Annotated in this window: 12 protein-coding genes; 6 read left to right on the top strand and 6 right to left on the bottom strand. The window is 64.6% G+C overall.

The genetic code is table 11. From position 1 onward, the window contains the following. Positions 1-5 precede the first annotated feature (5 nt). The 5 genes from NP503_RS11375 to NP503_RS11355 all read right to left on the bottom strand — a co-directional run bounded on the left by NP503_RS11375 (position 6) and on the right by NP503_RS11355 (position 5,994). A complete protein-coding gene (locus tag NP503_RS11375) occupies positions 6-2,045 on the bottom strand; it encodes an ABC transporter ATP-binding protein/permease (RefSeq protein ID WP_127267932.1) in 2,040 nt (679 codons plus the stop codon). Between the two features lie 61 nt (positions 2,046-2,106). After that, positions 2,107-3,285 (bottom strand): N-acetylglucosamine-6-phosphate deacetylase, encoded by a 1,179-nt coding sequence (gene nagA, locus NP503_RS11370; protein WP_127267933.1) that lies wholly within the window; start codon positions 3,283-3,285, stop codon positions 2,107-2,109. Beyond that, positions 3,282-4,316, bottom strand: a complete 1,035-nt coding sequence (locus NP503_RS11365) for an SIS domain-containing protein (RefSeq protein ID WP_164748800.1) — start codon at positions 4,314-4,316, stop codon at positions 3,282-3,284. Before NP503_RS11365 ends, nagA begins: the two co-directional genes overlap by 4 nt. 17 nt (positions 4,317-4,333) lie before the next feature. Beyond that, on the bottom strand, positions 4,334-5,116 hold the full coding sequence (locus NP503_RS11360; RefSeq protein WP_027040192.1) for a GntR family transcriptional regulator: 783 nt from the start codon (positions 5,114-5,116) through the stop codon (positions 4,334-4,336). After that, a complete protein-coding gene (locus tag NP503_RS11355; RefSeq protein ID WP_127267935.1) occupies positions 5,113-5,994 on the bottom strand; it encodes an N-acetylglucosamine kinase in 882 nt (293 codons plus the stop codon). The genes NP503_RS11360 and NP503_RS11355 overlap by 4 nt, the downstream gene beginning before the upstream one ends. Positions 5,995-6,192: 198 nt before the next feature. Here NP503_RS11355 and NP503_RS11350 point away from each other — a divergent pair, with 198 nt between their 5' ends. From NP503_RS11350 to NP503_RS11325, 6 genes are all read left to right on the top strand, one after another. Continuing rightward, on the top strand, positions 6,193-7,152 hold the full coding sequence (locus NP503_RS11350; protein WP_127272472.1) for an N-acetylmuramic acid 6-phosphate etherase: 960 nt from the start codon (positions 6,193-6,195) through the stop codon (positions 7,150-7,152). Between the two features lie 2 nt (positions 7,153-7,154). After that, complete coding sequence (locus NP503_RS11345) at positions 7,155-8,414, top strand: ABC transporter substrate-binding protein (protein WP_127269378.1); 1,260 nt, start codon at positions 7,155-7,157, stop codon at positions 8,412-8,414. Positions 8,415-8,659: 245 nt separating this feature from the next. After that, positions 8,660-9,589: a carbohydrate ABC transporter permease gene (locus tag NP503_RS11340; RefSeq protein ID WP_127269379.1), complete on the top strand. Its 930-nt coding sequence runs from the start codon at positions 8,660-8,662 to the stop codon at positions 9,587-9,589. A gap of 11 nt (positions 9,590-9,600) precedes the next feature. Further along, the gene (locus tag NP503_RS11335) at positions 9,601-10,440 is read left to right on the top strand and encodes a carbohydrate ABC transporter permease (protein ID WP_127265686.1); all 840 of its coding nucleotides are present in this window, start codon (positions 9,601-9,603) and stop codon (positions 10,438-10,440) included. Next, complete coding sequence (locus tag NP503_RS11330; protein WP_127269380.1) at positions 10,437-11,498, top strand: Gfo/Idh/MocA family protein; 1,062 nt, start codon at positions 10,437-10,439, stop codon at positions 11,496-11,498. Before NP503_RS11335 ends, NP503_RS11330 begins: the two co-directional genes overlap by 4 nt. A 226-nt stretch (positions 11,499-11,724) precedes the next feature. After that, the gene (locus NP503_RS11325; RefSeq protein WP_127272471.1) at positions 11,725-12,723 is read left to right on the top strand and encodes an ABC transporter ATP-binding protein; all 999 of its coding nucleotides are present in this window, start codon (positions 11,725-11,727) and stop codon (positions 12,721-12,723) included. A gap of 165 nt (positions 12,724-12,888) precedes the next feature. Here NP503_RS11325 and NP503_RS11320 read toward each other — a convergent pair whose 3' ends face one another. After that, the gene (locus NP503_RS11320) at positions 12,889-13,734 is read right to left on the bottom strand and encodes a fumarylacetoacetate hydrolase family protein (protein WP_127271132.1); all 846 of its coding nucleotides are present in this window, start codon (positions 13,732-13,734) and stop codon (positions 12,889-12,891) included. Between the last annotated feature and the right edge of the window lie 10 nt (positions 13,735-13,744).

Below are 13,744 nucleotides of genomic sequence, written 5' to 3'. Positions count from 1 at the left end.
TCGCCTTACTCCTTGCGCGACCTTTCGGCCCGACTGCCGGAGCCCCACAAGGCGCGCTTCAGCAGGTTGCGCTTTCGTGGGACGAGGTTGATGTCGCTGACAAGCTTGGCGCCGCCCTCGCGCCGTTCCAAGGTGATCTTGCGGCTATGGAAGGCTTCCAGCTCGGCCCGGTGCGCCACGCTGATGATGGTGACATCAGGCAATTCACGGATCACCGTCGCCATCATGGTGTCCTGGCTCTTCTCGTCGAGCGCCGAGGTTGCTTCATCCAGCACGACGATATCGGGGCGGTGCAACAGCAGGCGCGCGAAGGCGAGACGCTGCTTTTCGCCGCCCGACAGCGTCTGGTCCCATGGCGCTTCTTCCTTGATCCTTTCGGCAAGGTAGGCGAGGCCGACCTTGTCGAGGGCGGCCTTGATCTGCTTGATCGTCCACTTATCCGCCGCCGCGGGATAGGCGACCGCGCGGCGAAGCGTGCCCGAGGGGATGTAGGGGCGTTGCGGCAGCATGAACAGTCGCCTGTCGGCGTGGAAATTGACGCTGCCGCCGCCCCACGGCCACAGGCCCGCGACGGCCCGCACCAGCGTCGACTTGCCCGAGCCGGATTCGCCGGCCACCAGCACCCGCTCACCGGGTTCGATCGCAACCTCGGTCTCCTTGACCACGGCGGTGCCGTCGTCGAGCGTCACGGAGAGATCGTCGAGGCTGAGCATGGCACCGTCATCGGTTTCGCCGTGCTGGATGCGCCCAAGCGCGTCGCTCTGCTCCGCACGCTCGAGCCCGTCGAGCGACATCATCAGCGATGCTATGCGCCGCGCGGAGGCGTTCCAGTCGGCAAGACGCGGGTAGTTGTCGACCAGCCATCCGAACGCGCCTTGCACGATGCCAAAGGCGGACGCTGCCTGCATCACCTCGCCAAGCGTCATTGAGCCTTCGAGGAATTTTGGCGCGCACAGCAGGATCGGCACGACCGGCGCAAACAGGCTCGATCCCTGCGACACCGCCGCCGTGCGCATGTGCTGGCCCGTCAGCAGCGCCCATTGCCTCAGCACATGGCCGAAATTCCTGTCGATGCCGCTGCGCTCCTCTTCCTCGCCGCCCAGCAAGGCGATGCTCTCGCCGTTTTCGCGCACGCGCGTCAGCGTGTAGCGCAGTTCGGCCTCCGCCTGGTTCTTCCGCTCGGAGAGCTGGACGAAATTGCGGCCGATGACCACCATCGCGGTCGAGGTGATGGCGGCATAGATCATCGCGGTGATGACCAGGAAGCCGGGGATGGTGATGCTCTCGCCGCCGATCGGCAAAGTGAGCGCGCCGCCGATGGTCCACAGCACGACGATGAAGGTCGAGGCAGACAGGAACGCGTTGAGGACGCCGGCGATGAAATCGACCGGCGACTCGGTGGCGATGCGCAGATCCTCGGTCATGCGGGCCTCGGGGTTCTGGTGGTCGCCGCCGACGAGATTCAGTTGGTAGTAGCGGCCGCCTGCCAGCCAGCGCGCGATGACCGCGGTGGTCAGCCAGGAACGCCAGCGGCGCTGGATCGTCATGCGCAGGTAGACCTGCGCGACGACAAGGCTGCCGCTGCAGATTACCAGCGGCACGAAGACGGCGCTGAGGAAATAGACGCTGCGGGCGTTGCGCTGCTCGAGGGCATCGAACATCGAACGGTTCCAGACATTGATGCCATACTGGAAGCCGATATTGATGCAGATCAGCAGCAGCACCCCGATCGTCAATGGCCAGGCGAGCCGGTCGCCGCGCCGGCTCCAGTAACCGCGCGCGCTGATCCAGAAACGCCGCAGCAGATATTTCTTGCGCTCCTGCTCGGCCCCTTCGGGCGTCAGTTGCGGATCGGGCTCGACAGCATCCGGCGGTGGCCCCGGCTGGCCGTCGACCTCCGGGGCAGCTTCGGCACTCGACAGCTTTTTTTCGCGCAGCTCCTCGTGGCGTGGCCTTTGGTCACGCGGAGCTTTCTGTGGCGGCTTCAAGGCACCGCGCGGTTTGATGCCGTCGGCCTGTTTCAATTTGGGTTTCGCCTCGGACATACGCTCCGACAACGACCTCAAAATCAAAAGGTTTCATGACGTCAGCCGACTTGACCTGATATCAACGCACAGTGTCGGAGCCGGCCGCAAAAACCTTTTCGCCGCCGATCCAGACGCCCTTCGTGTCGAGATCGTCCGACAGAGCGACAATATCCGCAGCCGTGCCGTTGGCGAATCGGCCAAGTCGGTGCGACTGGCCGATTGCTTGCGCCGGATAGAGTGAGGCCATGCGCAAAGCCTCGGAAAGCTCGACCCCGACGACGCGGTGGATGAAACGAACGGCCGAGATCATGTCGAGATCGGCGCCCGCCAGCGTTCCGTCGGCGAGCCTCAGGCTGCCGTCCCTTCGATAGATGGTGCGGCCGTTGAGCGTGAACGACGTCATCTCGGTGCCGATTGTCGCCATGGCGTCGGTGACCAGCACGATCCTGGCCGGCCCCTGCTTGGCGCGCAGCGCGATCTTGATGGTGGCCGGATCGACATGGATGCCGTCGGCGATGAGGCCGGCCGACAAGCTGCCGATGTCGATGGCGGCGCCGACCAATCCGGGCTCGCGATTGCCGATCTGGCTCATCGCATTGAACAGATGGGTGACCATTGAGGCGCCGGCCGCGGCAAAGGCGCTGGCGGTGGCATAGCCGGTATCGGAGTGGCCAAGGCTGACGATGATGCCGGCCCTGGCGAGTGCCGCGACGCGCGCCGGCTCGACGGATTCAGGGGCAATGGTGGTGAGCAGCACCGGTAGTTTTTGCCGCGCGGCGATCAGCATCGCCTGATCGGCATCCGTCATCGGCCGGATCAGCACCGGATCATGCGCGCCCTTGCGGGCGACCGACAGATGCGGGCCTTCGAGATGCAGTCCGAGAAACCCGGGCACCTTCTGGCGCGCCGCTGCCTCGCCGGCGGCGACAGCGGCGGCCGTGATTGCAGGCGTGTCGGTGATCAGCGTCGGCAGCAGCGCCGTCGTGCCGAAGGGCGCGTGCGCGCGACAAATGGTTTCGATGGAAGCGACATCGGGATGGTCGTTGAGCATGACGCCGCCGCCGCCATTGACCTGTACATCCACAAAGCCCGGCGTCAGAAGGCCGCCGCCGGTGTCGACGACGCGGATATCCGAGGGGACGGCGCCCGTTGGCAAAATAGCCTCGACGAGACCGTCGCGCACGACAAGTGCGTGGCCTTCATGCCAGTCGTCGCCGTCGAAAATCCGGGCTCCAGTCAGGGCAAAGCGATCGCTCATACTGTCTCCGTCACCTTGCGAAGATTGCGCGGCGTGTCCGGGTCGAGACCGCGATGGCGGGCAAAGGCCTCGACGAACATGTAGAAGGAGACGATCAGCGTCAGCGGATCGGTCAGCGGGTGGCCAGTGGCGACATGCGGCAGGCGCACGGCGCGTTTGGCAAGCGCCGAGGTGACGAACACCGGCGCGCCCTTGGCCGCCAGGCTGTCGGCGGCCTCGGCAATGGACGGTTCGGAGGCGTCGCGCGCGGCCAGCGCCAGCACCGGAAAATCGGGACCGATCAGCGCCAGCGGGCCGTGCATGACCTCGGCGGCGCTGTAGGCCTCGGCATGCATGCCGCAGGTCTCCTTGAATTTCAGCGCCGCCTCATTGGCCATCGCCGCCGACGGTCCGCGGCCGAGGATGAACAGCGACTTCTGCTTCTCGATCGTCTCGGAGAGCACGCTCATCCAGTCGCAGGCGATCGCCTTGCCGAAATGCTCCGGCAGGCGGGCAAGTGCGGCCAACAGCGCGTCGTCGCCCGTGGCATGCGCCATCAGAGCGAGGCCAGCGACGGCCGAATTGATGAAGGTCTTCGTGGCCGCGACGCTGCGCTCGGGGCCGGCCAGGATATCGATCGCATAGTCCGAAGCACGCGCCAGCGGCGAATCGGCGGTGTTGGTGATGGCGACGGTCAGCGCGCCCCCCGCCCGCGCGGTTTCGGCCATGGCGACGATATCGGGGCTCTTGCCCGACTGCGAGATTGCCAGGCAGGCCGAGCCGGCCAGCCTGAGCTTGCGGCCGTAGATCGAGGCGATCGACGGTCCGACCGATGCGACGGCCAGGCCGGCGGTCAGCTCGACGGCGTATTTCATGAAGGTGGCGGCATGGTCGGACGAGCCGCGCGCCACGGTGACGACGAACTGCGGGTCACGTTCACGGATGCCGCGCCCGGCCTCTGTCAGCACGGCGCCGGAGCCGTCGAGCAGGCGGGCGACCGCTTGCGGGACCTCCTCGATCTCGCGCCGCATATGGGTCATTTCTGCCGACATGGTCGGCTTTGTCGTGCTCATGGTCGGCCCTCTTCGCTCGGCCCTGTCAGCCGCAGTTCGGCGACGAAATCATAGGCGTCGCCTCGGTAGATGGAGCGGGTGAATTCGATCACCTTGCCGCTCGCCAGATAGGAAATGCGTTCGATGTGCAGGCCGGCAATGCCTGGCGGCACTTCGAGCAGGCGCGCGTCGCTGTCGCCGAGATTGGCGGCGGAGATGCGCTGCACCGCCCGCACCGGCCGGTTGCCGGTCAATTCCAGCGCCGCGTAGAGCGAGGAACCTATATCGGCCGGATCGGGCAACACGCTGGCCGACAGCGAGGCGCGTTCGATCGCCAGCGGCGTGTCGTTGGCAATGCGCAGGCGCGCCACCCGCGCCACCAGTTCGCTCGACGACAGGCCGAGCACCATCATCTCGTCGGGCGAGGGCGCGTAAAGGCCGCGGTCGAGCCATGCCGAACGCACCGCCATGCCGCGCCGCGCCATGTCCTCGGTGAACGAGGTCAGCCGCGACAGCGACTGTTCGACACGCTCCATGCGCGGCGCCACGAAGGTGCCGGAGCCGTGGCGCTGCACCAGGATGCCGCCCTTGACCAGGTCCTGCACCGCCTTGCGCACGGTGACCCGCGAAATATCGGCCTTGGTGGCGATGTCGCGCTCGGAAGGCAGCGCGTCGCCCGGCCCGATGAGGCCGCGATTGACCGCGTCCTCGATGCTCTTGCGAAGCTGCAGATAAAGCGGCGCGCCGCTTTGCGCCTGATGTTTGAGCGTGGCGAAGATCTGGTCGGCGGCCTCGCTCATCGAGTTGCCTCCGCGTGTCCGGCGAAAAGGCGGACCGCTATCTGCACCGCGCCGCCCAGCGCGTCGTCGAGCGGCGGCTTCAGCAGCGCCCGGTAACGGGCAGACAGGCGCGGCGCGTAGAGCGGCGCCAGCCCGCCGAGCAGGCACAGCGGCGCGTCGTCGGCGAGATCGAGCGCGCCGAGCGAGGCTTCGACATCGGCGACCACCCTGTCGAGGATCCAGTTGGCGACGCTGTCACCCTTCTCGGCATGCTCGAACACCTTGGGTGCGAAGCCGCCGAAATCGCCCGGCTTGGCATTGGTGGTGAATTCGACGACATCCTCCGGGTTGTTGCGGAACACGGCCAGCATGCTCTGCGTCAGCGGCGAACCTTCGCGGACGCCGTCATAGGCAAGCAGGGTCTGTTCGAGCAGGTCGCGGCCGATACGGGCGCCGCTGCCCTGGTCGCCAACCTGGAAGCCCCAGCCGCCGATGGCCCGCGATTTGCCTTGTCTGCGCGCCATATAGGCGGTGCCGGTGCCGAGGATCGCCATGGCGCCGTCGCCGGAGCCGACAGCGCCTTCCAGTGCGATCTCGGCGTCGGTCTCGACGCGGCTGATGCTGAACGGCAGGATCGCTTCGAGCTGCTGCCGGTAGGTGCCGACATTGGCGCCGGCCAGCCCGAGAATGGCCGGCGTCTGCGGGATCAGTTCCGCATCCTGCCCGGCGGCGAGAAACGCCTGCCGCGCGGCCTCGACGATGTTCGAGCGGGCGCCGGTCAAGTCGGTGCGGATGTTGGCGGCGCCGCTTTTTGCGCGGCCAATCACCGTGCCGTCCGCCGTTGCCAGGGCGGCCCTGCAGCTGGTGCCGCCGCCATCGATTCCGAGCACGAAATTCACGTGATTTCTCCTCCAGGCGGATAATACCAATAAAATACCAATAGCCAAGGGTTAATTTCCGTTTCAAAAAGATTAAGCCGTATTTTATTGAAAATCCTATGAATTTCGCCGGCTCAGCGATTTCCGGCCAGCGAATTCGTTAATGCGTGTGGACAAGTGGTATTTTTTTGGTATTGTTCTGGTATTGGAGGAACCGGGATGGCCGAAACGCGCACCGAAGCGCTTCACAAAAATGCCGAGGGGCTGGATATCCAGCCTCCGGACGCCATCCTTTCCTATCTGGCCGATGCGCAGATCGAAGCCGCCAAGGTCGTGCGCCATGCCATTCCATCCATAGCCAGGGCCGCCGAGATCATCGCCGGCAGGCTGAAGAGCGGCGGCAAGCTTGCCTACGCCGCGGCCGGCAGCTCAGGCCTGATGGCGCTGGCAGATGCGCTGGAACTGCCGGGCACCTTCGGCATTCACCGTGACCGCATCGCTATCCTGATCGCTGGCGGCGACGACGCTTTCCGCACGCTTGCCGGAGGGCCGGAAGACGATACCGAGGAGGCTGCGGCAGCGGTCGCCGAGGCCGGCCTCGGCAAGGGCGACTGCCTGATCGCTATTTCCGCCAGCGGCACGACGCCCTATGCCGTGCGGGCCATCGAGGACGCCCGGCTTCGGGGCGCCGCCACAATCGCTATTGCCAACAACGGCAACACGGCGCTGCTGCGCCTGGCCGATGTGGCCATCCTGCTCGAAACGCCGCCGGAGTTGATCGCCGGCTCCACGCGTATGGGCGCCGGCACCGCCCAGAAGATCGCGCTCAACATGCTGTCGACGCTGACCGCCATCCATCTCGGCCATGTGCATGACGGCTACATGGTCAATCTGATGGCCGACAACATCAAGCTGCGCGGCCGCGCGGCGCGCATCGTCGCCGCCGTCAGCGGGTGCGGCACGGACGAAGCGGCCCGCCTGCTCGAGAAGAGCGGCGGCGCGGTCAAGACCGCCATTCTGCTCGCCGCCGGCGCCGACAGCACCGACGCGGCGCAGAAGACACTGGAAGAGGCCGGCCAGAAGCTGCGCCCGGCCCTTTCCGCTATAGAGGGGAGCAAGGGCTCAAAAGCCTCCGTTCTCATCAAAACCGAACCTGAAAAAGGTCAACAGGGAGACTGAGCATGACAACGAAACTACTGACGGCACTGCTTTTGGGCACCAGCATTCTCGGCTCGGCCGGGGTTGCTTCTGCCGCAGACGTAACGCTCAACATCGAAAGCTGGCGCGGTGACGACCTTGCCATCTGGAAGGACAAGCTGCTCCCGGCTTTCGAAGCCAAGAACCCGGGCATCAAGGTGGTGTTCGCGCCCTCGGCTCCGACCGAATATGACGCAGCGCTCGGCGCCAAGCTCGCCGCCGGCTCGGCGGGCGACCTGATCACCTGCCGCCCGTTCGACAAGTCGCTCGAGCTGTTCAAGAAGGGCAACCTTGCCGATCTCTCGGCGCTGCCCGGCATGGAGAACTTCTCGCCCGTGGCAAAGTCCGCCTGGCAGACCGACGACGGCAAGGCGAGCTTCTGCGTGCCGATGGCCTCGGTCATCCACGGCTTCATCTACAACAAGGACGCCTTCGACAAGCTCGGCATCAAGGTGCCGGAGACCCGCGACGAGTTCTTCGCCGCGCTCGACAAGATCAAGGCCGACGGCACCTACATCCCGATGGCGATGGGCACCAAGGATCTCTGGGAAGCCGCGACCATGGGCTACCAGAACATCGGCCCCAACTACTGGAAGGGCGAGGACGGCCGCGCAGCACTGATCAAGGGCGAGCAGAAGCTGACCGACAAGGACTGGGTCGCGCCGTATGAGGAACTGGCCAAGTGGAAGCCTTATCTCGGCGACGGCTTCGAGGCGCAGACCTATCCGGACAGCCAGAACCTGTTCACGCTCGGCCGCGCCGCCATCTACCCGGCCGGCTCGTGGGAAATCGGCCTGTTCAACACCCAGGCCCAGTTCAAGATGGGCGCCTTCCCGCCGCCGGTCGAGAAGGCCGGCGACACCTGCTACATATCAGACCATACCGATATCGGCATGGGCCTGAACGCGGCTTCGAAGAACGCCGATGCGGCCAAGACCTTCCTGTCCTGGGTCGCCTCGCCCGACTTCGCCACCATCTACGCCAACGCGCTGCCGGGCTTCTTCAGCCTGAACTCCTCGCCGGTGAAGATGGAAGACCCGCTGGCGCAGGAATTCGTCTCCTGGCGCGGCAAGTGCAAGTCGACCATCCGCTCGACCTACCAGATCCTGTCGCGTGGCACGCCGAACCTCGAGAACGAGACCTGGGTTGAATCGGCCAACGTCATCAACGGCACCGATACGCCGGAAGCCGCGGCCAAGAAGCTGCAGACCGGTCTCGACAGCTGGTACAAGCCGGCCAAGTAAGAGCTCGGCTGAGCGCTGCTTTATCTCCCCCCTCGAGGGGGAGATGTCGCCGAAGGCGACAGAGGGGGTCGGTGGAGGCAGGCCGCGACTTGATCGTTGCTGGAAAGCGCGGTCAAATGTCGATGGCGCGCTGCCTTGACCGACCCCACCCGCCTCGCTTCGCGAGGCACCCTCCCCTCGAGGGGGAGGGAGGCGCCGCGCCTTTGGCGGCATTTGCCGAGACCTAAACGGCGGGGACCGAACTCATGGCCGCAGATATCAGACCGAAAAGACCGTTCCGCTGGCATATAGGCGTCTTCCTGGCGCCGGCGGTGCTTGTCTACACGGCGATCATGATCCTGCCGCTCGCCGGCACGCTGCAGCTGTCGCTGTTCCGCAACATCGAGCAGCACCAGGTCTTCGTCGGGCTGGAAAACTTCCGCACGCTGTTCGGCGACCCCAACTGGTCGGTGGGTTTCTGGAACGCGCTGAGGAACAATGTCTGGTTCTTCATCATCCACATGATCGTGCAGAACCCGATCGGCGTCATGCTGGCCGCGCTTCTGTCCAGTCCGAAACTGAGATTCGCGGCTTTCTACCGCACGGCGATCTTCGTGCCGACCATCCTGTCCTTCGTTATCGTCGGTTTCGCCTGGAAGCTGATCCTGTCCCCGTTGTGGGGCGTGGCGCCGCATCTGATGGACCTCGTCGGCCTGAAAAGCCTGTTCACGCCATGGCTCGGCAAGGAGCAATATGCACTGACCGCACTCAGCCTGATCTCGGTGTGGCAGTTCGTCGGCATCCCGATGATGCTGATCTACGCGGCACTGCTGTCGATCCCCGAAGAGGTGATCGAGGCCGCGGAATGCGACGGGATTACCGGCCTGTCGCAATTCTGGAAGATCAAGCTGCCGCTGATCCTGCCGTCGATCGGCATCATCTCGATCCTCACCTTCGTCGGCAATTTCAACGCCTTCGACCTGATCTACACCGCGCAAGGCGCGCTCGCCGGGCCGAACTATTCGACCGACATTTTAGGCACCTTCCTCTACCGCGCCTTCTTCGGCTTCCAGCTGCAGACCGGCGACCCCAATATGGGCGCGGCGATCGCCACGATGATGTTCCTGATCATCCTCGGCGGCGTCTGCGTCTACCTCTTCCTCGTCCAGACGCGCCTGCGTCGCTACCAGTTCTGAGGGGCCGAGAGATGAGCACCGCCACCCGTTCCGTGCCCCGCACCATCGGCGCCCACGCGATCCTTTTGACCTACACGGTGATCGCGCTGTTTCCGGTGATCCTCGTCATCATGAACTCGTTCAAGTCCCGCGCCGGCATCTTCGGCGCGCCTTTGACGCCGCCGACGCCAAAAACCTTCGACCTGATCGGCTACACGACCGTCATCGGCCAGGGCGACTTCATCCACTATTTCCAGAACAGCCTCGTCGTCACCGTCGCCTCGCTGTTCTTCGTGCTCCTGTTCGGCGCCATGGCGGCGTTCGCCCTGTCGGAATACCGCTTCCGCGGCAACTCGCTGATGGGGCTCTACCTGGCGCTCGGCATCATGATCCCGATCCGGCTGGGCACCGTCGCCATCCTGCAATTGATGGTGGCGAGCGGGCTGGTCAACACGCTGACGGCGCTGATCCTGGTCTACACCGCGCAAGGCCTGCCGCTTGCCGTGTTCATCCTGTCGGAGTTCATGAAGCAGGTCTCCGACGATCTGAAGAATGCCGGCCGCATCGACGGCCTGTCCGAATACACCATCTTCTTCCGGCTGGTGCTGCCGCTGGTCAGGCCCTCGATGGCGACCGTCGCCGTTTTCACCATGATCCCGATCTGGAACGATCTGTGGTTCCCGCTGATCCTGGCGCCGTCGGAAGAAACCAAGACGGTGACGCTCGGCGCCCAGCTGTTCCTCGGCCAGTTCGTCACCAACTGGAACGCCATCCTGGCAGCCCTGTCGCTGGCGATCATGCCGGTGCTGATCCTCTACGTCATCTTCTCGCGGCAGCTGATCCGCGGCATCACGTCCGGAGCCGTCAAGTGAACTCTGAAACACCCCTCCGCGTCGTCATTGCCGGCCTCGGCAATATGGGTCGCAGCCATGCGCTGGCCTACCATACCAATCCAGGTTTCCAGATCGCGGCGCTGATCAATCGCTCCGACGTGCCGCTGCCGGACGGGCTGTCGGATTACGGCATCAGGCGCTCCTTCGACGAGGCGTTGCGCGAGGAAAAGCCCGATGTCGCCTGCATCGCCACCTATTCCGACAGCCATGCCGACTATGCGGTGAGGGCGTTCGAGGCCGGTTGCCACGTCTTCGTCGAGAAGCCGCTGGCAACGACGGTGGCCGACGCCAGGCGCGTCGTCGCGGCGGCGAAGGCCAATGGCAGGAAGCTGGTGATTGGCTACATCCTGCGCCATCACCCGTCCTGGATCAGGCTGATCGCCGAAGCCCGCAAGCTAGGCGGCCCCTACGTCTTTCGCATGAACCTCAACCAGCAATCCTCAGGCCACACCTGGGAGACGCACAAGCAGTTGATGCAGACGACGTCGCCGATCGTCGACTGCGGCGTGCACTATCTCGACGTCATGCTGCAGATCACCGATGCGAAGCCGATCGAGGTGCGTGGCATGGGCGTGCGGCTGTCCGACGAGGTGGCGCAGTCGATGTACAATTACGGCCATCTGCAGGTGCTGTTCGACGACGGCTCGGTCGGCTGGTACGAAGCCGGCTGGGGTCCGATGATTTCGGAAACGGCGTTCTTCGTGAAGGACGTCATCTCGCCCAATGGCTGCGTGTCGATCGTCATGAAGGAAGGTGTGAAGTCCGATGACATCGACACCCACACCAAGACCTCGACCATCCGCCTGCACAGTGCGGCGACCGGCGCGGACGGCAAGTTTCTCAAGGCCGACGAGATGCTGTCGATGGAGGGCGAACCCGGCCATCAGGATCTCTGCGACCTCGAACAGGCCTTCGTGCTGAAGGCGATCCGCGAGGATCTCGATCTCACCAAACATATGGACGACGCGGTCAAATCGCTCGCCGTCTGCCTTGCAGCCGACGAGAGCGTGCGCAGTGGAAAGGCGGTGCGGTTGTGATCAGGGAATTGTCGTCAGGGGCTGCGCTCTACGGCGCCCCCCTCTGGCCTGCTGGCCATCTCCCCCTCAAGGGGGGAGATCAGCTTTCGGCACGGCCTTCGCCAATCACCAACGTTGAAAAGAGTGCGGCGGCGTCAAAGCTGCCAATCTCCCCACTTGAGGGGGAGATGGCCGGCAGGCCAGAGGGGGGTGTCTTGGCGCCCACATTCCAATCCGGAGGAACGAAGTGGGCTCGCTGAACATCGAGAACGTGAAGAAGGCCTTTGGGCCGGTCGAGGTGCTGAAGGGCATCAACCTCGAAGTGAACGACGGCGAGTTCGTTGTCTTCGTCGGCCCCTCCGGCTGCGGTAAGTCGACCTTGCTCAGGGTCATTGCCGGACTGGAGGATTCGACCTCGGGCCGTGTTGTGATCGACGGCGCGGACGTCTCGGCCACGCCGCCGGCCAAGCGCGGCATCGCCATGGTGTTCCAGACCTATGCGCTCTACCCGCATCTGACGGTGAAGAACAATATGGGCCTTGGCCTCAAGCAGGCCGGCACGCCCGCCCCGGAGATCGAGCGCCGCATCGGCATCGCCTCGTCGATGCTGTCGCTGGAGCCCTATCTCGAAAGGCGGCCGGCCGAACTCTCCGGCGGCCAGCGTCAGCGCGTCGCCATCGGCCGCGCCGTGGTGCGCGAACCCAAGCTTTTTCTCTTCGACGAGCCATTGTCCAACCTCGATGCGGCACTGCGCGTCAACACAAGGCTGGAGATCGCGCAGCTGCATCGCCGGCTGAAGGCAACGATGATCTACGTCACCCACGACCAGGTCGAGGCGATGACGCTGGCCGACAAGATCGTGGTGCTCAACGCAGGGAAAATCGAGCAGATCGGTGGCCCGATGGAGCTCTACAATTCGCCGGCAAATGAGTTCGTCGCCGGCTTCATAGGCTCACCGAAGATGAATTTCGTCGACGGCGCCAGGCTTGGCGAAACCGCCAAGACCATCGGCGTGCGGCCGGAACATTTGACCGTCGATCCGAAATCCGGCGCCTGGAAGGGAACGGTGGTGCACGCCGAGCACCTCGGCGCCGACACCAACCTTTATCTCGATTGCGAGAAGGCCGGTCTGATTACCGTGCGGATTTTCGGTGTTTATGATGCCGAGCCGGGTGCGACGCTGTATGCGACGCCGGATCCGGGGAAGACGTATCGGTTTGGTGCGGATGGGAAAGTGCTGAAGTAGCGCGGCGGCGCACCCCCCTCACCCAGCCTCCGCTTCGCTCGGCTGACCTCTCCCCGAGGGGAGAGGAGATTGTCAGCGCCGCCGCTCACCTCTTCTCCCCAGCGGGGAGAAGGTGGCCGCGAAGCGGCCGGATGAGGGGGCAGCGCTGACCCCGAAATGTAGTGCCTACAAATCAGCCTTGAACGTCTGCTTCTGCTGGCCCAGGCCCTCGATTCCCAGCTCCACCACATCGCCGGCCTTCAAGAACACCGGCGGCTTCATGCCCAGCCCGACGCCGGGCGGCGTGCCGGTGGAGATGATGTCGCCGGGGTGCAGCGACATGAACTGGCTGAGATAGGAAACCAGATACTTGACGCCATAGACCATGGTCTTGGTCGAGCCGTTCTGCATCGTCTTGCCGTTGACCGTCAGCCACATTTTGAGGTTCTGCGGATCGGCCACTTCGTCCTTGGTTACCAGCCATGGGCCGGTCGGGCCGAACGTGTCGCAGCTCTTGCCCTTGGTCCACTGGCCCTGCCGCTCGGCCTGGAAGGCGCGCTCGGAGACGTCGTGGGCAACGCTATAGCCGGCAACATAGTCGAGCGCATCGGCCTCGCTGACATACTTGGCGGTTTTGCCGATGATTACGGCCAGTTCGACTTCCCAGTCGGTCTTCTCCGAGCCGCGCGGGATCAGCACGTCGTCATCCGGCCCGACAATGGCCGAGCTTGCCTTCATGAAGATGATCGGCTCCGGCGGCACGGTGGCGCCGGTTTCGGCGGCATGGTCGGAATAGTTGAGGCCGATGCAGATGAACTTGCCGGTGCCGGCAACGCAGGCGCCAAGGCGCGGGCTGCCGGAAACCGCCGGCAGCGACTTCGGATCGAGCTTGGCCAGTGCCGCCAGCGATGCCGGGTCGAGCGTCTTGCCGCCGATATCGGTGACGTGAGCGGAGAGATCACGGATCGTTCCATCCGCATCGAGCAGGCCGGGACGTTCGCTTCCCACCTCGCCATAGCGCAGCAGTTTCATCTAAATCCTT

The organism is Mesorhizobium sp. SEMIA396, from assembly GCF_024518615.1.
Taxonomy (GTDB): Bacteria; Pseudomonadota; Alphaproteobacteria; order Rhizobiales; family Rhizobiaceae; genus Mesorhizobium.
Note: the sequence above shows the minus strand (reverse complement) of the source record. Positions and strands in the feature narration are given on the sequence as shown.

Coding starts and splice junctions, on each gene's coding strand:
- NP503_RS11340 (WP_127269379.1), top strand. CDS start 8,660: ATGGCCGCAGATATCAGACCGAAAAGACCGTTCCGCTGGCATATAGGC.
- nagA (WP_127267933.1), bottom strand. CDS start 3,285: ATGAGCGATCGCTTTGCCCTGACTGGAGCCCGGATTTTCGACGGCGAC.
- NP503_RS11360 (WP_027040192.1), bottom strand. CDS start 5,116: ATGAGCGAGGCCGCCGACCAGATCTTCGCCACGCTCAAACATCAGGCG.
- NP503_RS11350 (WP_127272472.1), top strand. CDS start 6,193: ATGGCCGAAACGCGCACCGAAGCGCTTCACAAAAATGCCGAGGGGCTG.
- NP503_RS11345 (WP_127269378.1), top strand. CDS start 7,155: ATGACAACGAAACTACTGACGGCACTGCTTTTGGGCACCAGCATTCTC.
- NP503_RS11365 (WP_164748800.1), bottom strand. CDS start 4,316: ATGTCGGCAGAAATGACCCATATGCGGCGCGAGATCGAGGAGGTCCCG.
- NP503_RS11335 (WP_127265686.1), top strand. CDS start 9,601: ATGAGCACCGCCACCCGTTCCGTGCCCCGCACCATCGGCGCCCACGCG.
- NP503_RS11320 (WP_127271132.1), bottom strand. CDS start 13,734: ATGAAACTGCTGCGCTATGGCGAGGTGGGAAGCGAACGTCCCGGCCTG.
- NP503_RS11375 (WP_127267932.1), bottom strand. CDS start 2,045: ATGTCCGAGGCGAAACCCAAATTGAAACAGGCCGACGGCATCAAACCG.